Here is a 24,962-nt window from a genome sequence, read left to right as displayed (position 1 = left end):
TCACTGCACCTACTATACCACTTCTAGAAATGGTTGGGAAGAAAACAGTGGATGTTTCAAACAAAATTCATAAAAACTACAAATTTTCGATTTGTTTGTCATCCGCTGCGCTTTGGGCTTGAATCGTCGTAATGTGTTGATTCAATTGCTCTATTTGGGTCTTGATCCGAGCAAGGCGCGGTTGTGTTTGGAATTTGAAGGCTTCCAAATCTTTCGTGAAAGACTCCGTAACAACAGGGATCGTTTCGTCGATCGTTTTGCGGGTCACCATTACGGCATCTTTTAGCTGTTTGACGCTGTCATTGAATTCTAAGGTCGCTTCTGTCGTGTCATCTAAATAGCGAATCAATTCTTCACGGGTTTCATTGCCGCTTTTCGGTGCAAAAAGCAAACCGCCTAAGCCGCCGGCGATGGACCCGAATAATAGTCCTTTAAGAAAATTGCCGATCATTTAGTCCACCTGCTTTCCAATTTTTTCGGCGATTGCCGCTAGTTCTTCCCCCGTGTAATTGTCTGCGTGATTGCCAAAATGGATCTTGAAATCATCGTCTTTGCTGTAACGAGGAATCAAATGGACATGGGAATGGAAGACCGATTGGTACGCCAATTCTTTATTGTTGTTGATGATATTTAAGCCTTCGATCTCAGGGAATGCTTTTTCGATCGCCCGAGCAATCTTAGGGATGCGGGCAAAAACCGCTGCTGCCAACGTTTCATCGTACTCAAAAATATCCGTCACATGGGTTTTGGGAATCACCAATGTATGACCAGGGGTGACTTGGGAAATATCTAAAAAGGCATAAACTTGCTCATCCTCGTAGACTTTGTAGCTAGGGATCTCACGATTGTTGATTTTACAAAAAATACAATTTTCCATTGTAAAAAACCTCCTTGATCTATTACCTCTACTTTACCATATTTTGCTTTTTTTCGTCTGGTTTCCTCTTTGAAAAAGTCGGAACAAGGCAACTGTTCCTTCAACAAAGGCGCTTTTTTAAAGAAATGCGAAAAGCGAGCGAGAAACGCTTGCATTTAGATTCCAACAACCCTAGACTTAATATCAGAAATCAATTGGAAAGAAGGAACCTATGAAACCGATCATCAAAGAAACCTTACAGAAAAAAACAACGACTTCAGCGAAGCTCCGCTACTTGGCTTATGCCTATAAAGAATGGTTGATTGCGATCACGCTTTTTGTGGTGTTCGCAGGTTCGATCACCTATTCGCTAACGCGTCCAAAAGAAGAAGTAGTCAATGCCGCCATCGTCACTGAAACAGCGATGGACCCTACGGTGCAAAGTGAATTAGAGACAGCCGTTGAGACCTGGGCGATCGACCAAGGGTATCAAAAAGAAGCGTTGAGGATCAGTCTGGTTTCCTATGCTGAACCTGCTGCTGTTCAAGCCTTTACCACCCGTCTTGCCGCCGGTGCGATCCAAATGGTCATTTTTCCAGCGAGTGATGCACAACTGTGGCAAGAACGCTTTGGCAGCCAAGAATTGCCGCAAGAAACCATTACAGTGGGAGAAAACGAATTTATCTTACAAGTCACGAATAAAGAAAAATAAGCAACGGTTTTGCTAGCGGATTGAAAAAAAGAGCCTACGTTGACAGAAAGCCGTAATTAGGCGAATCGGAGGAAAAGAATGACTTTACAAGTAACAAATGTGACAGGCGGTTATAACCAGCTGCCAGTCTTAAAAAATATTGATTTTACGATCGGCGATGGTGAGCTCGTTGGTCTGATTGGCTTGAATGGGGCAGGGAAGAGTACGACGATCAAAGAAATCATCGGGTTACTGCAACCTCACAGCGGGACGATCACGATCGATGGCTTGACCTTAAAGGAAAACCCAGAGCAATACCGCAAACAAATCGGGTATATTCCCGAAACCCCATCTTTATATGAAGAATTGACCTTAAGAGAGCACATTGAAGTGACAGCGATGGCCTATGACCTTCCGCAAGAAGAGGCCATGAAGCGAGCGGAGCGTTTGTTAAAAACCTTTCGCTTAGAAAACAAACTCGATTGGTTCCCAGCAAACTTCTCAAAAGGAATGAAGCAAAAAGTCATGGTGCTGTGTGCCTTTTTGATTGAGCCAAGCGTCTACATCATTGATGAACCTTTTCTAGGATTAGATCCTTTAGCGATCAATGCGTTATTGGAGCTGATGAATGAGATGAAACAAACAGGGGCATCAATTTTGATGTCCACCCATATTTTAGCAACCGCAGAGAAGTATTGTGACAAATTCATCCTACTGCATAACGGTGAGATCCGCGCACAAGGGACATTGGCGCAGCTAAGAAGCCAATTTCAAGCACCAGAAGCCTCCCTTGATGATCTGTACCTCGCACTGACAAAGGAGAGTCAAGCATGAAGCAGTTTTTCTCGCAACGCTTACAGCGGCATCAAAAACAGATGACACGCTATTTGCGCTATGTCTTCAATGATCATTTTGCTTTGATCAGCACCTTCTTAGTGGGAGGTCTGGGGCTGTATTATTCAGAATTGCTAAAAACATTGCCGCGGCCGTTTCCATTAGGCGGCATCATCGTGGTCGCTGTTTGGCTCTTCGTTTTACCGCTGGGACGCTTAGCGACACTGACGAAACCGGCAGATTTGATTTTTCTGTTAGCCAAAGAAGGGCAAATGAGAAGTTACCTCAGTCAAGCCCTGCGTTATTCCCTCTGGCTGCCCTTTGGGGTCTTATTTTTAGCCGTAGGAGCAACGATGCCTTTAGTCGTGGTCACCGCAAACAGTACATTTGCTTCCTTTCCCTTCTTTTTAGGAATGATGTGGCTGTTAAAACTGGGGGATCTTTCACTGCAGCGGATTCGGTTGTATCAAGAAACACAGCAGCAAGTCAAACAGCAGCGAGGAATCTGGTTCGCCAGTGCGTTAGCTGCCACACTTGCCAGTATTTATGTAGCACCTTGGCTAGGGTTGGTGATCAGCATCCTCCAAGCAATCTGGTTCCTCTTTGGCGTGAAATCTAATCGTCAGCTCTTGGATTGGGACTATATGATCCAAGCCGAGCAATCGCGCTTATTACGGATCTATCGATTTATCAACTTGTTTACAGATGTTCCCCAAATCACGACGGAAGCCAAACGACGCAAATACCTCGACTGGTTGCTGGCAAAGATCAAACCAGCCCAAAGCAATACGTATCTTTATCTTTACTTGCGCCGAGTGATTCGTGGTGGGCAATACGGCGGTCTTTATGTCCGTTTATCCTTGATTGGTGGCTTCGTCTTATTCTTTGTCGATGAGCTTTGGATCAGTCTGCTGATCGGCTGCTTGTTTCTTTATCTGATCGGTTTCCAACTGATCCCTTTGATCAATGAATTTCAATACATGGTTTTGACCCATTTGTATCCCGTGCCAGAAAAACAAAAAGCCGCGGCAATCAAAAAAATTATCGGGTCACTTTTGCTTGTGACGACTGTTTTTTTCGGCGTGATCTGTTGCTTGCGCTTGCCCGTTGTTTGGCAAGGGGGCATCGCTTTTGTGGGCTTCTTCCTCTTTGCGGGTCTTTTTTTAGGCATCTACTTGCCAGGGCGGTTAAAGAAAATGCACGCCTGATCCTCAGGAAACCTCTCTTACAAAAAGCGAACGCATATGCGCTTGACGGCGACCCTTTAGGAAGCTAGAATAAGAGGTACTGCGAAATAAGGAGAGAAGCTAGGATGGATATTCGCTTGGATCAAGATTGGCGTATGCGGCCGATCAAAGGCGACACCGGGAAAGCCTATATCGGGCTCAAGGACAACGACAAAGTCTTTATCAAACGAAATACGACCCCGATGCTTGCGGCACTCTCTAAAGAGGGCATTGCACCCAAACTCGTCTGGACGAAACGGACGGGAAATGGGGATACGCTCTCCGCACAAGAATGGCTGGATGGACGGGTCTTAGATCCCGATGAGATCGGCCAAAGAAATGACGTCATTGATGTGTTGTATCACTTGCATCATTCAAAAACGCTGGCACAGATGCTAAGCAAAATCGGCGGACAAGTCAGATCGCCTGAACAAATGCTGATGGATTATCAAGATCAGCTGCCTTCTGCGGTGGCTCAAAACCGTTTTATTCATTTGGTCACCGAGTATTTAAAAGCCAATATTCCAGCTTTTGACGAGCAAAAAGCCGCGGTCGTCCATGGCGATGTCAACTATCGAAATTGGCTGGTTTGTCAAAACTATTTGTATTTAGTCGATTGGGATTCCGTGATGTTTGCAGATCCAGCAATCGATATCGGGACTATTTTAGGTCACTATGTGCCGCTATCCAGCTGGTCCCATTGGCTGGTGCGCTACGGTATCCATAGCAGCAGCGAAGTGATCGAAAAAATTTATTGGTATGCATTGTTGAGTATGCTGCAAGAGGTCAAAAAATATTATCTGCGGGGCGATTACAAAGCCATGAATGCAGAGATTTTACAATTAAAACGAATTTATAGTGAATGAAGAGAAGATGGAGCGAGGCAATTTGGTTCCATCTTGTTTTTTCGGAAAGGAAGAAACATGAGAGTAAGAAAACGTGCAGGTGCAAAAGAGCTGATTGAAGCTCATCCACAATACGTCGTTGCAGAGCCTACCGAATGGAAAGGGCGTTGGCATGAACGCTTTGGCAATGATCATCCGCTACACATCGAGATCGGCATGGGAAAAGGTCAATTTATTACGGAAATGGCGAAAGCTCATCCCGAAATCAATTATATTGGGGTAGAGATGCAGATCAGTGTCGTTTCGATCGCACTGGATAAAATGATCGAGCAGGAGATCCCAAACTTGCAGCTGCTGCATGTGGATGGTTCGGCTTTGACCAACTATTTTGAAGACAATGAAGTAGACCAGATCTATTTGAATTTTTCTGATCCATGGCCTAAGAAGAAGCATGAGAAGCGCCGTTTGACTTCTAAAGCCTTTTTAGCGGTGGACGAGCAAATTTTACGACCTAATGGCGAAATCCATTTCAAAACGGACAACCAAGGATTGTTTGAGTATTCCTTAGCGAGCTTTTCTCAATATGGCATGATCATCAAACAAGTTTGGTTGGACCTGCATAACAGTACCTTTGAGAACAATATCATGACGGAATATGAAGAAAAATTCTCAAGCCGCGGGCAGCGAATCTATCGAGTGGAAGCCCAATTTGTGGCAAAAGACCCGCAGGAATAAAGAAGAGACGAAAGACGAAGCAAATTTGCTTCGTCTTTTTTTTCTATTCTCAAAAGGCTTGCGTATTTCTTTTTAGGAGGGATAAGTCGTGGATATTCAAGCATTCTCAGATGAGTTGATTCACTATGGCAGACAAGAACGCATGCAGGATCTGGCCATTTTGCCGAGCGGTACACAGATGGAGGTGATTTTCAGTAAAAGCTATCTCAGAAAGACCTATCAAGTACTGACCAACGAAGAAGCCCAGCAGCTGATCACTCGCTTCAAATTTTTAGGAGGAATGGAGGTGGGAGAACGACGCAAAGCTCAGTTAGGAGCAGTCAGTTATCCGTTAGGCGATCAGCTGCAGCGGCTGCGCATCTCCACAGTCGGTGATTACCAAGGGCGTGAAAGTCTCGTGATGCGGTTTCTTTATCCTTTGACTCAGGAGCACCTGCGCTATTTTTTTGCAGAAGACGTCCAGCAGATCCAACAGGCAACCAAACAAAGAGGGCTGTATTTGTTTTCTGGCCCCACTGGCTCAGGGAAATCGACCCTCATGTATCAATTAGCTCGGGCAACCAAGGGGCAAATCATTACCATCGAAGATCCTGTGGAGATCGAGGAGCCGCGCTTTTTACAGCTGCAAACCAATTTGAAGATCGAACAAGACTATGATGAATTGATTCGCTTGTCCTTGCGGCATCGTCCAGACCTGCTTTTGATCGGCGAGATTCGTAACAAAGAAACGGCGCAAGCCGCTGTACGAGCCGCTCTGACAGGTCACCGAGTATTTGCCACGATCCATGCCCGAGGTGTAGCAGAAACCAAGACGCGGCTGCTGGAATTGCGCGGGACAGACGATCGTCTGGCACATGCGCTGCAAGGGATCATTTATCAGCGATTGTTGCCAAATGAAGCGAATGAACCTCATGGATTGCTGGCATATCACTTTTATGAGGGGCAAGTGGAAAAACAGTGGCAGCAGGTATTAAAACAAGTGAAAGAAAGTGGGTGGATCAGCGATGAAGTTTATGAAAAAGAAGCTCCAGCTACCACGCCGTGCAACTGAAGCCCTCTTAGTCACCTTCACGGTGTTATTGGAGAGTGGCTTTTCCCTACAAGAAAGCCTCCAAGTGCTGCTGCGCAGCCGCCAGTTTTCTGAACCTGTGATCGAACAGCTAATTGTCCATCTCGCCCAAGGGCAAAGCTTTGCAGCAGCGGTAGCGCCGTTGTCGTTATCGGCTACTGAAAAAAGTCAGCTTCATTTAGCAGAAAATCATGGGGATCTCACGGCGACCTTGCGGCGGATGGTCGACTACCATAAATTGGTCAACAAGCAAAAACAGCTGCTGTACAAAGTAGCTGCCTATCCGCTTTTGTTACTGGTCTTTTTAATAGCTGCGCTTTTTGGGATGCACCGCTTTTTATTGCCCCAATTGCTAGCCTCTGGCATGATCGATGAAGGTCATTGGGGCATTCGCGCCATCACTTGGGCACCAGCAGTACTTATCCTCTTCTTGTTGTTAAGTGTGCTGCTTTTTGTGATCAGCCGCTGGGTGTTTGCCCGCCGCACTGCCTTGCAAAAAGCTGTGTTTTTCAGCCACCTGCCATTGTTCGGAGCATTGTACACGAGTTATCACACGAGTTTTTTCGCATTGGAATGGGGCAAGTTGTTTCAGCAAGGGTTAGATATCCAACAGATCATCGAGTGTATGGAGCACACCAATAAAGCTACCTTGATCCAAGAATTAGCACGAGAACTGCGAGTGACCTTGACACTTGGGGGCGAACTCCCAGAAAAACTTCGTCATTTCTCGTTTCTCACACCCGAATTTTCTTTGATCGTCTTTCAAGGAGAAGTACGAGGAAAGTTAGGAGAAGAGCTTTTTTTATACAGTCAATTATTGATGGAACGCTTGTTTCAACGAATCGAAAAAGCCATTCACTGGGTTCAGCCTCTGATTTTTTTGTTGGTTGCTTTAATGATCGTTGGGATCTATGCCGCTATGTTTTTACCAATCTATGGAAATATCCAAGGAGTGATCGAATGATAGAAAAGAAAGTAGCATCTCCTCGCAAGCAGGGGATTTGGCGTGTCAAAAAAGGCTTTACATTGGTTGAAATGCTAGTCGTTTTATTAGTGATCAGTATTTTGGTTTTGTTGTTTGTCCCAAATCTTGCCAAGCAAAGAGGAATCATTGATGAGAAAGGAAATGCGGCGATTGAAAAAGTAGTGGAAACCCAGATCGAACTCTTTCGTCTAAATGAAGATCGGGTGCCTTCGAAAGAAGAATTGATTGCAGAAGGGTATGTATCTGAGGAACAATATGCGATTTATGAGCAGAGAAAGTGAGAACAATGGCACTAAGGGATTTTCTGGGTTTACCTTGATGGAAAGTCTCTTGGTACTCTTGGTCAGTAGTCTCTTTCTCTTTTTCCCCGTCGTGGCTATCGAGTACTATCAACGCTCTGCGGAAGTTTTCGGCTTTTGTGCTCGCTTAGAAAAAGGACTCTATACCTTGCAGCAATCAGCCATCATCGATAACACACAAACCCGAGCAATCTATCAAGCAGAGCCAACACCAACTGTTTCATTTTACGGCGCTGCAACTGAGCCAGTCACCAAGATCGACGTTCCTCCTCAACTAGCGATGCAGGCGTTTCCCGATATTCTTTTTAGTAGTCAATCCGGCAACAACAGCAGTCTGCGAAGGATCATTTTCTATTGGCAGGAGAAAAAGCAAACCATCAGCTATAAGTTTTTATTTGGGAGTGGCCGTTATGAAAAAATCGTTGAATAGTGGGTTCATCTTAGCAGAAAGCCTGATTGGCTTTGGGGTGTTGGCAACTTGTGTGTTACTGTTTTTAGCAATGCAGACCGCTTCACTGACGCAAAGTGCGGCATTGCAAGAAAAAGCCCAAATGCTGCGGGTGCTGTATGAAGAAGTCCAGAACCACTCCTTTGATGCGTCAACCATTACCTACACGACGCAGCGTCAGGCAGTCTATCAAGTTCGCTTTTGGCAAGCAGCGCAGCATCAACAGGCACGCATCCAAAGCTGCGAGCAGCTCTGGGAGATCGTGTATGAAGAGTAAAGGCTTTACTTTGTTGGAGTGTCTGTTGTCTTTATGGGTATTGGCGATCTGCTTATTGCTGATCAGCGGGATCGTCAAGCACCTCGCACCCGTCAATCAGCAGATCATGGCTCGCAAAGATCAAGAATGGCATGTGTTTTTGTTTCAGCTGGAACGGGAATTAAGTACCTGTACCTATCTATCGGTCAGTGAGACCACACTGTATTTGAGAAGCAGTCAAAACAATTCGGTCACCATCGATCGCATCAATCGCGTGCTGCGAAAGCGGGACAACAATGGGTATCAACCACTATTGACAGAAGTAACGGATGTGTCTTTTGAGAAAATTGGCGCAGCGATCCGCTTTACCGTTTCCTTTGAGAATGGAGAGCAGAAAATTGGACAATGGAAAATTCACACACAAGAGGCGGCATAAAGGCGGTATTTTACTCACAGCATTGTTGTTTGTGCAGCTGTTGAGCTTGATGTTATTGCTAGTGTTAGAAAACAGCCGCACAACAGCCCTTTTTTATACAAAAACCATTGAAACCTATGAAGCCCGCATCATGAGCGAACTGTTTCATGCGGAATTCTTGCAAAACGAATTGGCAGATCAAGGGTCACGACTTTATAATGTAGGAAAGTTAACCTATGAACGGCAAGGACAACTCTTACAGATCGAGTGCCATGTCAAAAGCCACCGCTTTACATTTACCTTTTTGTTACCCGAAGAAGAGCCTGAAATAGACACAGATGACCAAGAAGAATAGTACAGGAAAAGGATGGTTGTTTCGACCATCCTTTTTCATACAGAAATAGAAAAAGAATGTTTACAGCTTCACAAATTATTCTAAACGAAAGCGATTGATTATTTTGGATGAATCGGCTAAAATTAAACAGGTATATATGTTGTTATAGTTTTGAAAAGAGGTGCAAGATGTCCGCAGAAAAAATGGAAACGTCTTTTCATTTGACCGTTGAAGCGATCCAACTGCTTCAAAACGCATTGGAAACGTCTTTTTTTGATGCTTACGTAGAGACGATCGAAAATTTTGTTGATCAATACCAAGTTCGCGTGATCGATGGGGTACCAGATGAAGCAACTGCTGCTCGTTTAGAAACCATCTATCAAGAAATTCGAGCAATGGAACTATCGGCAGAAGAAAAACGCAAGCTTGCGCAGTTGGTTTTGTTGAAAGGCAGCCAAACGGAGCGCCTGCAGGCCAATCACCAACTGACACCAGATAGTCTTGGGTTTTTATTCGTCTATTTGATCGAGCAGTTGAGTAGTGCCGACCAACCAGTGAAACTTCTTGATTTATCGGTAGGCATGGGGAATCTCTTATTGACAGTCTTGCTGAATCTGCAATTAGCGAAGCGTCCAGTAGAAGGAACCGGTGTGGATATTGACGAAACCTTGTTGGCGATCGCAGCTGCGACTGGCGAATGGACCAAAGCGCCCTTGCATTTGTTCCATCAAGATGGCTTGCAAGAGCTTTTGATCGAACCGATGGATCTGGCGATCAGCGATCTACCGGTGGGCTATTACCCACAAGATGACAAAGCCCGCAGCTTCATTACGGCGGCTCCAGAAGGGCACAGTTACGCCCATCATTTGTTGATGGAACAAGCGATGAACTATGTCAAAGCTGGCGGTTACGGTTTGTTCTTAGTACCAAGCAACTTCTTGGAAACGGAACAGAGTGAATTTTTGAAAAAATGGCTGAAAGAAAAGGTTTATTTGCAAGGAATGATTCAGCTTCCTGAAGAACTCTTTAAAAATGAACATTCACGTAAAAGTATTTTGCTTTTACAAAACCATGGAGGGACAAGCAAACAAGCAGACGAAGTCTTGCTGGTCAAGCTAGCCTCACTGAAAGAACCAAAGAACATCACAAAACTTTTTGAACAATTTGCGGCTTGGAAAGCAGCAAATCTGTAATATAATTCGGATAAGGAGATCATCATGTCAAAAACAATCGCAATCAATGCTGGAAGTTCAAGTTTAAAATGGCAATTATATCAAATGCCAGAGGAAACAGTTGTCGCTAAAGGAATCGTTGAACGAATCGGTTTGAAAGATTCTATCTTTACCATCAAATATGGGGAAGATCAAAAATTCGAACAAATCATCGACATCAACGATCACGAAGTAGCTGTAAAAATGTTATTGGATCAACTGATCGAATTAAACATTTTAGGTGCCTATGATGAAATCACTGGCGTCGGTCACCGCGTCGTTCACGGCGGAGAAGATTTCCCTGATTCAGTTGTGATCACAGACGAAGTGATGGAACGCATCCAAGCATTGGCTGAATTTGCGCCATTACACAACCCAGCAAACTTGATGGGGATCACTGCTTTCAAAAAAATCTTGCCAGAAATCATCAGTGTCGCTGTTTTTGATACTTCTTTCCATGCAACGATGCCAAAACACAATTACCTATACAGCTTGCCATTAGAGTACTATAACGAATTTAAAGTACGTAAATACGGCTTCCACGGTACAAGCCACCGTTATGTTTCTGAGCGTGCAGCAGAAATGTTAGGTAAACCAATCGAAGAATTAAAAATCATCACTTGCCATCTAGGGAACGGTGCGTCGATCACTGCGGTTGACGGCGGAAAATCAGTAGATACATCAATGGGCTTCACGCCATTAGCTGGTGTAACGATGGGCACACGTTCAGGTGACATCGATCCTGCTGTTTTGCCTTACTTAATGGAAAAATTAGATTTGAATATCGATGAAATGGTGGATGTTTTAAACAAAAAATCTGGTTTATTAGGTTTAACTGGTATTTCCAGCGACATGCGCGATCTAGAAGCAAACTATGACAAAGAAGAAGTCAAAGTTGCTTATGACGTCTTTACTGACCGCATCCGTAAATACATCGGTGGCTATGTCACAACCATGAACGGTGTTGATGCGATCGTCTTTACTGCTGGTATCGGTGAAAATGATGCCCACGTCCGCAGCGAAGTTATCAAAGGCATGACTTGGTTTGGTTGCGAATTAGATGCCGATCAAAATGCAAAACGCGGCGAAGAATTAGTGATCTCAACTGAAGAGTCAAAAGTCAAAGTACTTTTGATCCCAACAGATGAAGAATTAATGATCGCTCGCGATGTGGAACGTTTACGCGGCTAAGCGAAAACATTCTTTAGAAATAGAAGCTGAAACACATGCAAGAGAAATGCTTGCATGTGTTTTTTTTGTAGGAAAGTCCGCAAAATGGGGCTAGAGAGAAAAATTGGTGAAGACCATTTTCTAATTTTTTAAACAGATAATTTAATAATTATACATATGAGAATTGGCTCATACTGCACCTAGGTGGAGGGCTTCTCATTTTGCTTTCATTTGAATTTAAATTTCCCTCCTTTTTTACAAGGTGTTCTCAGAGAAATACCCTTGTAAAAGTTGCCAAATGGGAATAAACTGGCATTTGTGAATTTTCAGAAAAATTCCGCTATTTTATTTTCATTAATTTTTATAAGGGGCCATTACATATGGAAAAAGAAAAAACATTCTTAGGTCAGCCGCGAGGGCTGTCGACTTTATTCTTCACGGAAATGTGGGAACGATTCAGTTATTATGGTATGCGGGCGATTTTGGTGTACTTCATGTACGATGCAGTTGCCAACGGCGGCTTAGGGTTGCCAAAAGGAACGGCTGTGGCGATCATGTCGATTTACGGTTCCTTAGTGTATATGTCAAGTATTGTTGGCGGCTGGATCTCGGACCGTCTGTTAGGATCAAATAAATCCGTCTTTTATGGTGGGATCTTGATCATGTTAGGACACATCGTTTTGGCAACACCTTTAGGGATTCCAGCGTTGTTTGTGTCCATGATGCTGATCGTCATCGGAACCGGACTCTTGAAATCCAACGTGTCGGGTATGGTGGGGCATTTATACAGCAAAGACGATATCCGTCGGGATGCTGGTTTCTCGATTTTCTACATGGGGATCAATATTGGCGGCTTGTTAGCACCGATTATCGTCGGAATCTTAGGACAAGAGGTCAACTACCACTTAGGCTTTTCGATTGCTGCTATCGGGATGTTCATCGGTTTGGTGCAGTATTATGTGCAAGGAAAAACCACGTTGAAAAGTGTAGCGATCGCGCCAACGAATCCCTTATCGGCAGCCGAAAAGAAAACCTTCTTCCGAGCAGTCGTTCTGGTTCTTCTCGCATTGGCAGTGTTGTTTGGCGCAGCAGCTGCAACTGGCCATCTGACGGTGGATTTCTTCATCAACTTTATCAGTGTTCTAGGTATTTTCTTACCGATCTACTACTTTACCAAAATGCTCCGTTCGAAAGATGTCACACCAGATGAAAAGAAAAAAGTGTTGGCCTACATTCCGCTGTTTTTGTCAGCGATCGTCTTTTGGTCATTGGAAGAACAAGGCTCATCGATCTTGGCATTGTTTGCCGCTGACCGTACGCAATCAACGTTATTCGGCATCAATATTCCAGCAAGTTTGTATCAAACCTTAAATCCACTTTTTGTCGTCTTATTGACACCTGTCTTTGTCTGGTTGTGGACCAAACTAGGCTCTCGTCAGCCACGGACAGAAGTGAAGTTTGCCATCGGTTTAGTCTTAGCCGGTTTGTCCTTTCTATTGCTAATGCTGCCAAGCCTCTTGTTTGGAGTAGAAGAACGGGTCAGCCCATTATGGTTGGTATTGAGCTTCTTCATTATGATTGCAGGGGAAATGTGTCTTTCACCGGTGGGCTTGTCGGTGACGACTAAACTTGCGCCGAAAGCCTTCGAAGCACAAACCTTGGCGATTTGGTTGTTAGCAGACGCTTCTTCACAAGCCATCAATGCGCAAATCGCTCGGTTCTACACACCGCAAACAGAAGGGATGTACTATGGCATCGTCGGCGGAGTAGCCGTTGTTGTCGGTATCATCTTGTATTTAGCTAGAAAACCGATCCGCAACTTGATCGGCAACATTCATTGATCAAAAAATAAAAACTTGATTTTCCGCCTATGCATGGATTGAACAACCCATGCATACGGTAGGAAAATCAAGTTTTTTTGTTGCGAATCAATCTCTTAATCAATCAAGGGGCTCAATGGCTGGCGCGTGATCTGCTGCTGTGCAATGACCAGAGCTTCTTGGAAGTGCTGCTGTAAAAAGTAGCGGTCATGGCTGACCGCCAACAGGGTCCCTTGATAATCTTGCAGCATTTCTTCAATTTCTTCTCGGGCATAGCTGTCGAGGTGATTGGTTGGTTCATCCAAAATCAGGACGTTGATTTTTTCTAAAAAGAGTTTCAGTAACGCCAAACGGATTTTTTCACCACCAGATAAATCTTTGATTCGTTTGGCCACATCACTTTGATAAAACCCACTTTTGGCCAATTGCCGACGAGCAGCCTCTTCGTTTCCTGTCAACGTCTGTACGTAGGCCAACAAGCGACTCTCAGGATCGGCAAACTGCAGCTGTTGGGGCAAATAGCCGATTTGTAAGCTGCTGCCGCGCTTGATAGTGCCGCCGCTAGGAAGCTCCTCACCGAGAAGTAATTTGAGTAAGGTTGATTTTCCGGTACCATTGTCGCCGATGATGGCTAGATGCTCCCCACGGTAGATTGCAAAACTACTGTCTTTGAATAGGAGCTGATCGGCATATTGCTGGTGCAAGTCGCGAACGATGAACACCTCTTTGCCTGATTTTCCGCCATTTGCCAAGCCTTGCAGCCGATTTTTCGGGGGCGCTGGCGGTTTGACCAGTGTAAGTTTCGCTAGGCGGCGTTCCAATTCTTTGGCTTTTTTGAAGAAGGATTCATTGTCTCCTTCATGGCCCCACTGACGAAACCGACGAATCATGACTTTCAGCCGCTGGACTTCTTTTTGCTGCAGTTCGTAATTTTTGGTCAGCTCCGCCAAGCGAGCTTCTTTTAAGACACGAAATCGGCTGTAATTTCCAGGATACTCAACCAAGGCGCCTTCTTCCAGTTCCCAGGTCTTGGTGGTGACTTGATCGAGAAAGTGCCGATCGTGCGAAACGACTAGAACCGCTTTTTTCGTATTCTGTAAATAATTTTCCAACCAGCGAATACTGGAAAGATCCAAGTGATTGGTTGGTTCATCCAGTAACAGCAGGTCAGCATCGGCAACTAACACTTTAGCTAAAGCGACTTTGACCCGTTCACCGCCGCTAAGGTCTGTTAAGCGTGCGTCCTGTCGATGGGGAATTCCTAAGCCTTGTAAGATCGCGGAAATTCGGTCTTCTAATCCATAACCGCCCAACTCTTCAAAGCGCTGCTGCAACTCGCCATAACGGATCAGATACTTCTCTAAATCAGTATTGGGTTCTGCCATCAGGGCTTCGTAATGACTCATTTGTTGTTTGAGTTCTTGAATGGTAGCAGCAGAATGGAGCAGGTACTGGGTAACGGTTGCTTCAGAAACGGTCAGCTCTTGCTCGACCGTCCCGATCCTCAAGCCTTTTTGGCGGCTAATAACGCCACTGTCGACGCCTTCAGCGCCAGTCAAGATTTGTAAAAAGGTTGATTTGCCCGTTCCGTTGATGCCGACTAGGGCAATTTTTTCCCCAGCTTCGATTTGGCAGGATAACTCCTCAAATAACGGATTCCCGCCGATGGTTTTTTTAATAGCAATTGCTTGTATGATCATGATCTCTCTCCTTGAGACCACTCAAAAAGGCCATGGATATCCATGGCCAGTGTTATTTAAACTCAGATTCTCTTGAGAAAAATACCTTGAGATGGCCATTGATTTTACGTAAATTTCACTGTTTTGGACAGACTCGTCCCGTCAACAGCAACTGTAAAACCAATTGCATGGCTAAATGCGATATGGTATCGTTGGTAATTTTCATTACTTGTTATTTTAGTCATGCGCATCATGGTAGTTTCCCCTCCTTTGTGTCTTTGTCTTTTCAGTGTACCTGAAAGTATTAGAAAGTTCAACCAGTACTGGCGGTTTCTTAGCGTTCCTCGATGCGTAATTCTGTCAGAGAGCTTTCTTTCATCTGACCGATGACTAATGGAACGGTCTCATGAACCACATCGCTGTATTCTAAGCCGAACCAGCGTTCAGGTGAAATGGTATGGCGTTTGATAAAAAGCTTCGTCTGCATGACTTGCTTCTGCCATTTGCTTAATGCAGTTGCATTCGACAGCTCTTCTTCGATCATCACGAATTGGAAATCACCCACATTGCGTCCAGGCGTTAAGGAGTAGCGTTGCGGCTGCAGCGGCAAGCGACCATCTTTCATTAATTCTTGAATGATTTGGCGAATGTAGAGATTGACTTCTTGCGGCACCCGAAAGCCGAGATAAAGCTTTAGTTTAACGATAAAATCGGTATCTGCCATCGAAACTTCATATTTTTTCGTATAGGGTTCATCGGTGACTTCCACATTGACGAACCAATACACTTTGGCACGCTTTGGCCGTTTGTCTAAAATGGAATAGATGAACTGCTGACCGATCTGATCGTCTTGCAGTTTAGGAACCATGAAGACGACGTTCGTCTGAGATAACGGCAAAGAATCATCTTCCCGCAACTGTTTCAATTGAGGGATGTAGGTAGAAAGTGCAACTTCTTCGGCAGCATTTTCTTGAATACGATTGCCCCATTCCCAAATCAGCATCACGCCGATGATCACGCTGGCTAACAAGATGGCAACGTAACCGCCATGGAAAAATTTGGTCGCACTGGAGATAAAGAAAATCCCCTCGATCGCTGCAAAAAAGAGCGTGATGAACGGTGCCAAGAAACGGGTCTTCTTGTTTTGATGCAAGTAGAAATACAGCAAAATAGTGGTCATCAACATCGTTACCGTAATGGCCAATCCATAAGCAGCTTCCATCCGAGTAGAGGTCTGGAAGAACAAGACCACGCCAGAACAGGCGATCCACAGCAAGGTGTTCAAGGCAGGAATGTACATTTGCCCGATAGACGCCCCCGGATAGATGATTTGCATCCGCGGCAATAGTTTCAACTTGATGGCTTCAGAAACCAAGGTAAAGGAGCCAGACAGCAGGGCTTGCGAAGCTATGATGGCAGCGAGGGTGGCAAAGCTGACGCCGAAGACTGTCCACCCTTGCGGCAACGCTTGGAAGAATGGATTCAAGTTTTCGATTTCTTGATAAGTCGGGTTTTGATAGACTTGCAGCAACCACGCAGCTTGACCAAAGTAATTCAGCATCAAGCAGATTTTGATATAGGGCCAGCTGGCATAAATGTTTTTCTTGCCCACGTGACCTAAGTCTGAGTAGAGGGCTTCCGCACCAGTCGTTGCCAAAAAGATATTGCCGAGAATAAAGAGACCGGCACTGTTATCGGGACTAAAGAGCAGATTGATTGCATAACGGGGATCAAGGGCGCGAATCACCGAAAGGTCACCAGCAAAGTTCATCACACCGACGATGCCTAAGAAGGTGAACCAGCCTAGCATGATCGGTCCGAAGGCTTTGCCGACAAACTCAGTCCCAAAGCGCTGCAGGGCAAAGAGGACCAATAAGATTGCTAAGGTGATGCCGACGATGATCGATTGATCATTGCCGAAGCGATCAAAAAAGACTGGAATCCCCCGTAATCCTTCGATGGCAGTGGTCACCGTCACGGCTGGCGTCAACACGCCATCTGCTAGCAGGGCTGCGCCCCCGATGATTGCTGGAATAATCAAATAGCGGCTGTTTTTACGAACTAGGGTATAAAGGGAGAAAATCCCGCCTTCTCCATGATTATCCGCGTTTAATGCGATCAAGACGTACTTGATCGTCGTTAACAGCGTTAGCGTCCAAAAGACGAGCGAGACGCTGCCTAAGATAAAATCGGGTGTTAAGGTGCGTAGTCCGCCATTGTCCTCCACCAAGGCTTTCATTACGTAAAGCGGGCTCGTACCGATATCACCGTAGACCACCCCCATGGCGACTAAAAGTCCGCCGGCGGTCACTTTTTTCATTTTACTTGAACTCATTGACTGTTTTCCCTCCATTTTAAACTGCAAAAAGACCTAAGCGGCCCCTTGCCACTTAGGTCTTGCAAGAAACATCTTAAACCAGCGGATTCCCGCTTGCTGTTGATCTAAGATCATGGAACGATCCATGTGCTACTCCCCTAAAGTGCTCTTATTATCTTTGTTTTTACAGCTCCTGTCAATTGATTTGTTAAAAATGGCAATAAACATTTTTCATTTCCTGCTTTTCAGCGTAAGATAACAATAGGTATGGAATAAGGAGGCAGGAAAATGATTGAGATCAAGAATCTGACGAAACAGTATGGACCAAAAAAAGCGTTGTCTGATCTTTCTCTGACGATCCGTCAAGGGGAGATCTTTGGCTTTCTGGGACACAACGGAGCAGGGAAGTCGACCACGATCAAAAGCTTAGTGAGTATTTTGCAACCGACGAGTGGGGAAATCTATTTTGATGGCCAATCCCTCGTGGAACATCGCGAAGCGATAAAAAAACAAATTGCTTATGTGCCGGACACCCCCGATTTGTTTTTACAGCTAACGGCAGGGGAGTATTGGGACTTGATTGCCGCCGCGTATGAGGTGCCAGCAGCGGAAAAGGCCGAGCGTTTGCAAAAATTAGGGCGCTTGTTTGATATGCTGTCTCATGAAGAAGAGACCATCGCCAGCTTTTCCCATGGAATGCGGCAAAAAACGCTGCTGATTGGGGCATTGATCCCCGATCCTGACATTTGGATCTTGGATGAACCGTTACAAGGCTTAGATCCCCAAGCGGCGTATGATTTAAAAGAAATGATGAAACAGCATGCTGCCAAGGGCAAGACCGTGATTTTTTCCACCCACGTCTTAGACACCGCCCAGCAGTTGTGTGATCAATTGGCGATTTTGAAAAAAGGCGAGCTGCTGTACAATGGCTCAGTGGCAGATTTGCTGGCACAGCATCCGTCGCTTTCTTTGGAAACGATCTATCTGCAAATGACTGGGAGAAGTCAAGAAGAAGCGATTCTTGCAGAAGCGGAGGAAGCGTAGATGCGAAAACAACAATTTCTGACGCTGACCTCCGTTAATTTGCGGTATGCCAATCCCCAATTGACAGACAAAGCCCGCAAAAAAGGCAAGGCTGGTTCGACCTTGACCAGTTATTTGTTGTTTCAATATGCGCTTTCTGGGGTAGTGTTTCTGCTAGTCTATGGGTTGACGATGATCACATTGGATTTTAGTCAGATGCCAGGCTTTTTTACCGCTTATGTCGCTTTGTTCGGGATCTTAGGCTTTTCCCAAGGGATTTCGTCCATTTACAATGTTTTTTTCGAGAGTCAAGATCTGCCAGCGTATTTGCCGCTGCCCTTTCGACAGAGTGAAATTTTTCTGGCAAAGATCGTGGTGGTATTTCTCACCGTTGCGCCGTTTATTTTCCCTCTGTTGGTCTTATTTCTCCTGACAGGGATTCGGGCAAATGTCTTTTTCTTGCTGACGATCTTATGGGCGTTCTTGCTGTTCGGCTTGTTTTTAGTCTTGATCTTCAGCATTTGCAGCTTGATCGTCTTCAGCCTGACGCGCACCAAGTTTTTCTTGAAGCATAAAAAATTGGTCACTAGTTTATTGCTAGGCGTGACGATGCTGGTTGTTGTGATCGGGGTCTTAATGATGAATCAGGTGAATACTTATGAGACAGACGTGGTAGATCGGGGAGCGATCAGCTTTTTATTGCCCTTTTATTATGTGATGGTGGCACCGTTTCAAACGACTGGTTTGCTTAGCTTGCTAGGGATCATCGCCACAGCAGGCGTGTTGCTTTTTGCCCTCTATCGATTGATCTTGCCGAAGTTTTATGAGCAAGTGGCAGCCGCGGCACCCAACCAAGGGAGTGTTCGTCGGAAGCATAAACCCAATCAAGGCTTGGGCCAGCTGTTGTTTAATTACAATTCGCAGTTGATCCGAGATCCGAATTTGATCATGCAAGTCTTTTCTTCTTCGTTGCTGATGCCCATTATTTTCTTAGTGTCCTTTGTGTTTACAGGAGCGATTCAGTTAAGTGAATTGGATGAGCGGTTTATCGGTGTCGTTTTTGTGGCGGGGATCGCCTTGGCAGCATTGATGGTCAACCCGACTTCTTTTATCAGTAATTTGATCTCACTGGATCAGGAGAATTTCTTGTTTGTCCGCTCCTTGCCGCTATCGATGAAGCGCTACTTGCGGGAAAAATTCCGCTTTGGGGTCGTTTTGCAGCTGAGCTTAACGGCAGTCATCGTGCTGGCAGCAGTCCTTCTGTTCAAAATGCCGCTGATTTTGGCTGTCTCTTTTCTAATCGGGGCACTTTGGAGCAGTTTTCTTTTGTGCTTGAAATATTTTGCTCGTGATTATCGGCTGCTGCTTTTGGATTGGACCAACATCAGTCAATTGTTTACGAGAGGGGCGGGGAGTCTTGGGTTAGCCATTGGAACGATCGCAACGCTGTTTCTTTCCATCATTGTTATCATTCTTTACGGCTTTGCTGCGACTTCGGTTGATTTTTGGTTATTGAATGGTCCGGTTTTCTTTGTGATCCTCTTGACCAGCGTCCTTTGGATAGCCCATTATCACCATAGATTTTGGCGTCGTTTTTCCTAAGGGAAGCGACGCTTTGCTTTTTTTATTTAAGGATGGGTAAATTAACTATTTATTCAGAAAATTCAGAAAAACTATTTACAATCAAGCGGAAACATGGTTAGATAGGAGTACCTATTACTTTGCTTTCATTTTTTGCTGTACAAGTTTGGATAACCGACTTGTCAAAGAGCTGTGACCAAAGTCAAAAAGACCAATGAGACCTGAGCGCTCGTTGCCTCTTTTGCTTTTGTCACGGTTTTTTTTGTACAAAAAAAACCTGCCAAGCAGCGGCAGGTCGTCTCACTATTAAGCTTTCGTGTGGTCTTTTGCTGGGACTTTGTTTTCTAGGTCTGTCCGTACAACTAACACATCACAGCCGGCATGGCGAATGACATACTCAGAAACGGAACCGATAAAGATTCGTTCCACGGCATTTAAACCAGTGGCACCGATCATAATCAAATCGATGTCGTGATCTTCTGGCAATTGTTTGGCAATGATCGGTTTTGGCGAGCCGTATTCGATCACCGTTTTGACCGCAGTTACTTGATGCTTGCGGGCATAATCCTCATAGTCTTTCAAGGTTTGTTTGGCCATTTCGGTTGCTTGTTCAGCAAGCATGCCGTCAAAAGAAGAAACGGTTTGAAAGGCACGAGTGTCGATCACATGTGCTAAAACCAATTCAGAATCATTCCGCTGTGCCACGTTCACGGCTTTTTTGAAGGCTAATTCTGACTCGCTAGACCCATCGACGGCTACCATGATTCGTTGATATTGTTGTAACATAAGAAACACTCCCATCTGTTATCTTCTACTTTTATTGTAATGCTTTTTTCTGGAAAAAGAAAACCTAATCTTTCTTTTTTTTCATTTTTTGTGCCAACAAGATGCTGAAAGATGCGGAAGAGAGCAGCAATAAAGCCAAATAAAACAAGGCAATCAGCTCCTTATCGACAAAGCCCACAACCAATGCCACCACGCCTAAAAGGAAATGAATGAGACTATAGGTTTTTAAGAAGACCTTATTCGCCTCGGTGGTAGGGATCAAAGTGAAAAAAATCGCTTGTTTGGCATAAAGCAAATAACTGGTGCCGAATAATACGAGTGCCACGATCGTAAATAATAGAAGAATCATAAACATACGCCATCCTGTCCTAAGTTGATAAGTTTAGTATAGCGAACCCTAGAAAGAATAGCAAAAGCCACCCTTACTCTGATGTCAGGCAAGGACGTTTCACTGTTGCTATCGGTTAGAAAACGCAAAAAAGCCATCTGTTAAAAACAGATGGCACATTCTAAAAAGAATGGGTAATATCCGTTGATGCCGTTCTTTTTCCCATAGTATTGATCCCGCAAATTCTAGCAGGTGGGTTCCACGGTCTAAGCTTCGAACTACCAAAGGAAAAGGCATGTTACCAGCATTGACACAAGACGGATCCCAAGATATCAATAAAAATGTTCGGTCAACACACAAAAGGGACAACTCGTACATCACAGAATTCCCACCCTTATAGTAGCATAGGAATGACGAAGGTGCAATAAAGTTGTTTGAAAACGATACCAAAAAGTCGCTATTTTTTTTAAGTACCTAGTTTTTTTTCTTTCGCTGCTGCAATTGTTGGTACCGTTGACCTAAGGCTTGCTCATATTTACCAGTGGCTTTTGGTTGGTAATAATGAGTATTTTTCAGCTTATCAGGTAAGTATTGCTGATCGACCCAGGCATCATCAAAATTATGTGGGTATTGATAGCCGACACCCCGATTCAAGCTTTGGGCACCCTTGTAATGACTGTCTCGTAAATGATCCGGGACATCGCCAGCTTTACCGCTGCGAATATCTGCGATCGCTGCATCCAATGCCATGTAGGCAGAGTTGGATTTTGGTGACAGACATAGATCGACCACTGTATCGGCTAACGGAATCCGAGCTTCTGGCAAGCCCAAACGTTCAGCGGCTAACACAGCATTGACGGTTCGAGCAGCGGCTGCTGGGTTAGCTAAACCAATGTCTTCATAGCCGATGACCATCAAGCGCCGACAAATGATCGCCAGATCGCCTGCCTCTACTAAACGACCTAAGTAATGCAGCGCACCATCCACATCGCTGCCGCGAATCGATTTTTGAAAAGCAGAGATCACATCATAGTGCGCATCCCCATCTTTATCGTGGGTCAATGCTTTACGCTGGACGCACTCTTCGATGATCGCTAAGGTCAAATGAATAATGCCGTCTGGTCCTTTTGGGGTGGAACGAGCAGCGAGCTCTAAGCCGTTTAGCGCACTTCGTAAATCGCCGTTGGTCGCTCGCGAGAGATGCAAGCGGGCATCATCGGTCAATACGATGGTTTCTGATCCAAGTCCGCGAGTTTCATCTGCTAAGGCTTGATCAATGGCGGTCAAAATATCTTCTTCTTGGAGCGGTTTGACTTCAAAAATCTGTGTCCGACTGCGAATCGCTGGATTGATCGTAATGTAGGGATTTTCCGTCGTGGCACCGATCATAATGATCTTGCCGCTTTCTAAATGGGGCAGTAAAAAGTCTTGTTTTGTCTTGTCTAGTCGATGGACTTCATCAAGCAGTAAAATGACAGTACCGCTCATTTTGGCTTCCTCTGCCACGATCTGCAGGTCTTTTTTTGTATCTGTGGCGGCGTTCAGCATGCGAAACGCATAGCGTGTCGAGCCGGCGATCGCACTGGCAATGCTGGTTTTTCCGGTTCCCGGCGGTCCGTATAGGATCATCGAAGAAAGCATTTTGGCTTCGACCATTCGGCGAATGATTTTCCCCGGGCCAACCAAATGCTGCTGTCCGACGACTTCATCTAAGTTCCGTGGCCGCATTCGATAAGCAAGTGGCTGCTGCATAAAACGATCCTCTCCTTTTCCTGTAAGTATAACATAAGAACGTATATTCTCATAAACAAGCTGATTTGCGTCTTTACAGAAACAAAAGGGCGCTTATTTTCCACTCAGTCAGCAAAAATCAGGTTCGTTGAAAAGAAATCGTTGAGATCGTCGTAACTCTGTAGTCAAAGATAGTAAGTTCGTCGAGAATTGTGTAGAATAAAGAGGGTGATGAGAATGGATGAATTAATGGCACTTTTTGCGACACAGCCGACAACGACCATCGCACGTGCCTTATTAGGAATGTATTTGGAACATGAGACCCCAGAAGGAACAGTAGGTGGGTATATCGTGGATTGTGAAGCGTATCTAGGTCCCGATGATTTGGCGGCTCATAGTGTGGGCATGCGAAACACACCAAGGGTTCGGGCGATGTATCAGGAACCAGGTACGATTTATTTATATACGATGCATACGCATCGAATCGTCAACTTTATTACGCAGCCAAAAGGCATCCCGCAAGGAATCATGATTCGCGGGCTAGAACCGGTGGATGGGATCGCTTTGATGGAGCAACAACGACAAAAAACAGGACCGGATGTAGCCAACGGCCCCGGGAAACTGGTACAGGCACTGCAGATCCCCGCTGAGCTTTATGGAGAATCGATTTTTACAAGCCCACTGCATTTGGTTCCTGAGCGCCGACGTACCCCAAAAGAAATTTTGGCATTGCCTCGGATTGGTATCCCAAATAAAGGGGAATGGACCCAGATGCCGCTTCGTTTTGCGGTGGCTGGCAATCCGTATTTGACAAATATACGAAAAACCGCTGTTCAGCAAGACCATGGATGGTGTTAAGAAAGAAGGAATAGTGATGGCGAAAGAAACGATATTGACTTACTTAGATCACCGATTAACGAAAAAAATCACCGACTATGATGTGGCGATCGATTGGGATGCCAAAAATCATACGATCGAATTGGTGCTGCGCTTGTTTGCTGAAAATCCTCACCACGTGCAGATCGACGATGCACAAGGTGTGGCATCAGAAGAAGCGATCATTGAATTTGAAGATGGGATTTTGCTGTATGATCCACAAAAATCAACGTTTGATGAAGAAGATTATTTAGCGACGATCCCTTATGCAGGGAAAAAAGGGATCCAAAAAGCCTTGTTAGACGGATTGGTTGATTACATTCAAGAAATTTTAGAAGAAGGCCAAAGCGATCTGCTTGATTTCTTGAACGATGACAGTGAAGAAGCGATCTTTGAATTGCGATTCAACGAAGAAGAATTTGTGGAGAAAATGACGAACTATCAAGCGGGAGCTGGGGAAACCATGATCCCGTACCCTAGTTACTAAGGAGAACGAACATGAAATGGAATGAAGTAACCGTAGCGACAGCTAGCGAAGCAGTGGAAGCAGTCGCCAATATTTTAATGGAACACGGAGCAAGTGGGGTAGCGATCGAGGACGTTTTAGATATCGAAAATTTTAAAAGCGATGCGTATGGCGAAATTTTGGATAAAGAAACCTATACGACCTTAGAAGAAGGCGCCCAAGTCAGTGCCTATTTCCCAGAGACGATCTTTTTACCAGAAGTGCTGCCGATGATCAAAGCAGCCATCGACCGTCTGCCAGAATATGGTTTGGCGATCGGCAAAAACACCATCACAACGAGCGAGGTCGTGGAAGAAGCATGGGCGACGGCCTGGAAAAAATATTACCATCCAGTCCGTATCTCCCGCTATCTGACGATCGTGCCGAGCTGGGAAAACTATCAACCGCTGCAAGAAGAGGAAAAGATCATCACCCTTGATCCGGGGATGGCTTTTGGAACCGGCACGCATCCTACGACACGCTTGACATTACAAGCCCTAGAAGTCTACTTGCGAGGCGGTGAAACCGTCTTAGATGTCGGGACGGGCTCAGGCGTGTTGAGTATCGCCAGTAAATATTTAGGTGCCAAAGACGTGTTCGCTTATGATCTAGATGAAGTCGCTGTGAGGTCCGCCCAAGAAAATATGGCGATGAACCCTATTGCTCACGATGTGACCGTGCAGGCCAATGATCTCTTGCAAGGAGTGACGGTCCCTGCTGATCTTATCGTTGCTAATATTTTAGCGGACATCATTTTATTGATGATCCCTGATGCGTGGCGTCTATTGAAGCAAGAAGGGACCTTGATCGTTTCTGGGATCATTGAGACGAAAAAACAATTAGTGATCGATGCCATGATCGCACAAGGCTTTGAGATCGATCAATTGTTCAATCAAAAAGACTGGTATGCGATCGCCTTTAAAAAACCAGAGGTAGAGTAAG

The 24,962-nt window shown here is 45.0% G+C and carries 28 protein-coding genes and 1 other RNA gene; 20 read left to right on the top strand and 9 right to left on the bottom strand.

Annotated elements, in window-relative coordinates; all coding sequences use genetic code 11:
- Positions 1–76: 76 nt before the first annotated feature.
- Both IGI77_RS15980 and IGI77_RS15975 read right to left on the bottom strand, forming a co-directional pair.
- Positions 77–451: a YtxH domain-containing protein gene (locus IGI77_RS15980; protein WP_438770338.1), complete on the bottom strand. Its 375-nt coding sequence runs from the start codon at positions 449–451 to the stop codon at positions 77–79.
- Complete coding sequence (locus tag IGI77_RS15975; RefSeq protein WP_005227719.1) at positions 452–877, bottom strand: HIT family protein; 426 nt, start codon at positions 875–877, stop codon at positions 452–454.
- 211 nt (positions 878–1,088) lie between these two features.
- Between IGI77_RS15975 and IGI77_RS15970 the strand changes: the two genes are divergently transcribed.
- The 15 genes from IGI77_RS15970 (at position 1,089) to IGI77_RS15900 (ending at position 13,215) form a co-directional block, all read left to right on the top strand.
- Positions 1,089–1,568, top strand: coding sequence for a hypothetical protein (locus IGI77_RS15970; protein ID WP_213336190.1), 480 nt, complete (start codon positions 1,089–1,091; stop codon positions 1,566–1,568).
- 78 nt (positions 1,569–1,646) lie between these two features.
- Positions 1,647–2,381 (top strand): ABC transporter ATP-binding protein, encoded by a 735-nt coding sequence (locus IGI77_RS15965; RefSeq protein ID WP_142964470.1) that lies wholly within the window; start codon positions 1,647–1,649, stop codon positions 2,379–2,381.
- Positions 2,378–3,589: an ABC transporter permease gene (locus tag IGI77_RS15960; RefSeq protein WP_015510486.1), complete on the top strand. Its 1,212-nt coding sequence runs from the start codon at positions 2,378–2,380 to the stop codon at positions 3,587–3,589. The genes IGI77_RS15965 and IGI77_RS15960 overlap by 4 nt, the downstream gene beginning before the upstream one ends.
- Positions 3,590–3,693: 104 nt before the next feature.
- Positions 3,694–4,473, top strand: coding sequence for a phosphotransferase family protein (locus IGI77_RS15955; RefSeq protein WP_005227730.1), 780 nt, complete (start codon positions 3,694–3,696; stop codon positions 4,471–4,473).
- Between the two features lie 57 nt (positions 4,474–4,530).
- Positions 4,531–5,187, top strand: coding sequence for a tRNA (guanosine(46)-N7)-methyltransferase TrmB (gene trmB, locus IGI77_RS15950; protein WP_015510485.1), 657 nt, complete (start codon positions 4,531–4,533; stop codon positions 5,185–5,187).
- 88 nt (positions 5,188–5,275) lie between these two features.
- Positions 5,276–6,238 (top strand): competence type IV pilus ATPase ComGA, encoded by a 963-nt coding sequence (comGA, locus tag IGI77_RS15945; RefSeq protein WP_438770337.1) that lies wholly within the window; start codon positions 5,276–5,278, stop codon positions 6,236–6,238.
- On the top strand, positions 6,192–7,220 hold the full coding sequence (gene comGB, locus IGI77_RS15940; protein WP_438770336.1) for a competence type IV pilus assembly protein ComGB: 1,029 nt from the start codon (positions 6,192–6,194) through the stop codon (positions 7,218–7,220). Before comGA ends, comGB begins: the two co-directional genes overlap by 47 nt.
- On the top strand, positions 7,217–7,522 hold the full coding sequence (gene comGC, locus IGI77_RS15935; RefSeq protein WP_159160631.1) for a competence type IV pilus major pilin ComGC: 306 nt from the start codon (positions 7,217–7,219) through the stop codon (positions 7,520–7,522). Before comGB ends, comGC begins: the two co-directional genes overlap by 4 nt.
- Positions 7,497–7,970: a competence type IV pilus minor pilin ComGD gene (comGD, locus tag IGI77_RS15930; protein WP_348652154.1), complete on the top strand. Its 474-nt coding sequence runs from the start codon at positions 7,497–7,499 to the stop codon at positions 7,968–7,970. Before comGC ends, comGD begins: the two co-directional genes overlap by 26 nt.
- Positions 7,951–8,265, top strand: a complete 315-nt coding sequence (locus IGI77_RS15925) for a hypothetical protein (protein ID WP_015510481.1) — start codon at positions 7,951–7,953, stop codon at positions 8,263–8,265. Before comGD ends, IGI77_RS15925 begins: the two co-directional genes overlap by 20 nt.
- Entirely contained in the window at positions 8,255–8,680 is a 426-nt protein-coding gene (comGF, locus tag IGI77_RS15920) for a competence type IV pilus minor pilin ComGF (protein ID WP_005227741.1), read from the top strand. The genes IGI77_RS15925 and comGF overlap by 11 nt, the downstream gene beginning before the upstream one ends.
- A complete protein-coding gene (gene comGG, locus IGI77_RS15915; protein WP_284590693.1) occupies positions 8,643–9,014 on the top strand; it encodes a competence type IV pilus minor pilin ComGG in 372 nt (123 codons plus the stop codon). The genes comGF and comGG overlap by 38 nt, the downstream gene beginning before the upstream one ends.
- A 167-nt stretch (positions 9,015–9,181) precedes the next feature.
- Positions 9,182–10,186 carry a class I SAM-dependent methyltransferase gene (locus tag IGI77_RS15910; RefSeq protein WP_008382040.1) on the top strand — a complete coding sequence of 335 codons (1,005 nt, stop codon included), beginning with the start codon at positions 9,182–9,184 and terminating at the stop codon, positions 10,184–10,186.
- A 24-nt stretch (positions 10,187–10,210) separates the two neighbouring features.
- Positions 10,211–11,395, top strand: coding sequence for an acetate/propionate family kinase (locus IGI77_RS15905; protein ID WP_005233419.1), 1,185 nt, complete (start codon positions 10,211–10,213; stop codon positions 11,393–11,395).
- A gap of 359 nt (positions 11,396–11,754) precedes the next feature.
- A complete protein-coding gene (locus IGI77_RS15900; protein ID WP_005227746.1) occupies positions 11,755–13,215 on the top strand; it encodes a peptide MFS transporter in 1,461 nt (486 codons plus the stop codon).
- 95 nt (positions 13,216–13,310) lie between these two features.
- Here the strand turns inward: IGI77_RS15900 and abc-f are convergent, their stop codons facing one another.
- From abc-f to IGI77_RS15885, 3 genes are all read right to left on the bottom strand, one after another.
- Positions 13,311–14,894 (bottom strand): ribosomal protection-like ABC-F family protein, encoded by a 1,584-nt coding sequence (gene abc-f, locus IGI77_RS15895; RefSeq protein ID WP_438770335.1) that lies wholly within the window; start codon positions 14,892–14,894, stop codon positions 13,311–13,313.
- A gap of 104 nt (positions 14,895–14,998) precedes the next feature.
- Entirely contained in the window at positions 14,999–15,127 is a 129-nt protein-coding gene (locus tag IGI77_RS15890) for a hypothetical protein (RefSeq protein WP_005233423.1), read from the bottom strand.
- Positions 15,128–15,207: 80 nt separating this feature from the next.
- Positions 15,208–17,208 carry a KUP/HAK/KT family potassium transporter gene (locus tag IGI77_RS15885; protein ID WP_005227748.1) on the bottom strand — a complete coding sequence of 667 codons (2,001 nt, stop codon included), beginning with the start codon at positions 17,206–17,208 and terminating at the stop codon, positions 15,208–15,210.
- Positions 17,209–17,478: 270 nt separating this feature from the next.
- On the opposite strand from IGI77_RS15885, the gene IGI77_RS15880 reads away from it, so the two are divergent.
- Together IGI77_RS15880 and IGI77_RS15875 are read left to right on the top strand one after the other, a co-directional pair.
- Positions 17,479–18,234, top strand: coding sequence for an ABC transporter ATP-binding protein (locus IGI77_RS15880; RefSeq protein WP_005227750.1), 756 nt, complete (start codon positions 17,479–17,481; stop codon positions 18,232–18,234).
- Positions 18,235–19,815, top strand: coding sequence for an ABC transporter (locus tag IGI77_RS15875; protein WP_159160635.1), 1,581 nt, complete (start codon positions 18,235–18,237; stop codon positions 19,813–19,815).
- Positions 19,816–20,100: 285 nt separating this feature from the next.
- Here IGI77_RS15875 and IGI77_RS15870 read toward each other — a convergent pair whose 3' ends face one another.
- From IGI77_RS15870 to IGI77_RS15855, 4 genes are all read right to left on the bottom strand, one after another.
- Positions 20,101–20,580: a universal stress protein gene (locus IGI77_RS15870; RefSeq protein ID WP_010749033.1), complete on the bottom strand. Its 480-nt coding sequence runs from the start codon at positions 20,578–20,580 to the stop codon at positions 20,101–20,103.
- Between the two features lie 64 nt (positions 20,581–20,644).
- Positions 20,645–20,935, bottom strand: a complete 291-nt coding sequence (locus IGI77_RS15865; protein WP_010749034.1) for a hypothetical protein — start codon at positions 20,933–20,935, stop codon at positions 20,645–20,647.
- A 167-nt stretch (positions 20,936–21,102) separates the two neighbouring features.
- Positions 21,103–21,297: non-coding RNA, 6S RNA (ssrS, locus tag IGI77_RS15860), on the bottom strand.
- An 85-nt stretch (positions 21,298–21,382) separates the two neighbouring features.
- Positions 21,383–22,660, bottom strand: a complete 1,278-nt coding sequence (locus IGI77_RS15855; protein WP_015510472.1) for a replication-associated recombination protein A — start codon at positions 22,658–22,660, stop codon at positions 21,383–21,385.
- 216 nt (positions 22,661–22,876) lie between these two features.
- On the opposite strand from IGI77_RS15855, the gene IGI77_RS15850 reads away from it, so the two are divergent.
- Genes IGI77_RS15850 through prmA form a run of 3 tightly spaced genes read left to right on the top strand, consistent with a single transcriptional unit; the run spans position 22,877 to position 24,961 of the window.
- Positions 22,877–23,497: a DNA-3-methyladenine glycosylase gene (locus IGI77_RS15850; protein ID WP_010749036.1), complete on the top strand. Its 621-nt coding sequence runs from the start codon at positions 22,877–22,879 to the stop codon at positions 23,495–23,497.
- A 16-nt stretch (positions 23,498–23,513) separates the two neighbouring features.
- Positions 23,514–24,002 carry a DUF3013 family protein gene (locus tag IGI77_RS15845; protein WP_159160638.1) on the top strand — a complete coding sequence of 163 codons (489 nt, stop codon included), beginning with the start codon at positions 23,514–23,516 and terminating at the stop codon, positions 24,000–24,002.
- 11 nt (positions 24,003–24,013) lie between these two features.
- Complete coding sequence (gene prmA, locus IGI77_RS15840; protein ID WP_438770334.1) at positions 24,014–24,961, top strand: 50S ribosomal protein L11 methyltransferase; 948 nt, start codon at positions 24,014–24,016, stop codon at positions 24,959–24,961.
- Position 24,962 lies beyond the last annotated feature (1 nt).

Source organism: Enterococcus sp. DIV0213h (assembly GCF_051711285.1).
Classification (GTDB): Bacteria; Bacillota; Bacilli; order Lactobacillales; family Enterococcaceae; genus Enterococcus_D; species Enterococcus_D casseliflavus.
The sequence above is the reverse complement of the archived record's forward strand: the minus strand, read 5'-3'. Positions and strand labels throughout refer to the sequence as shown.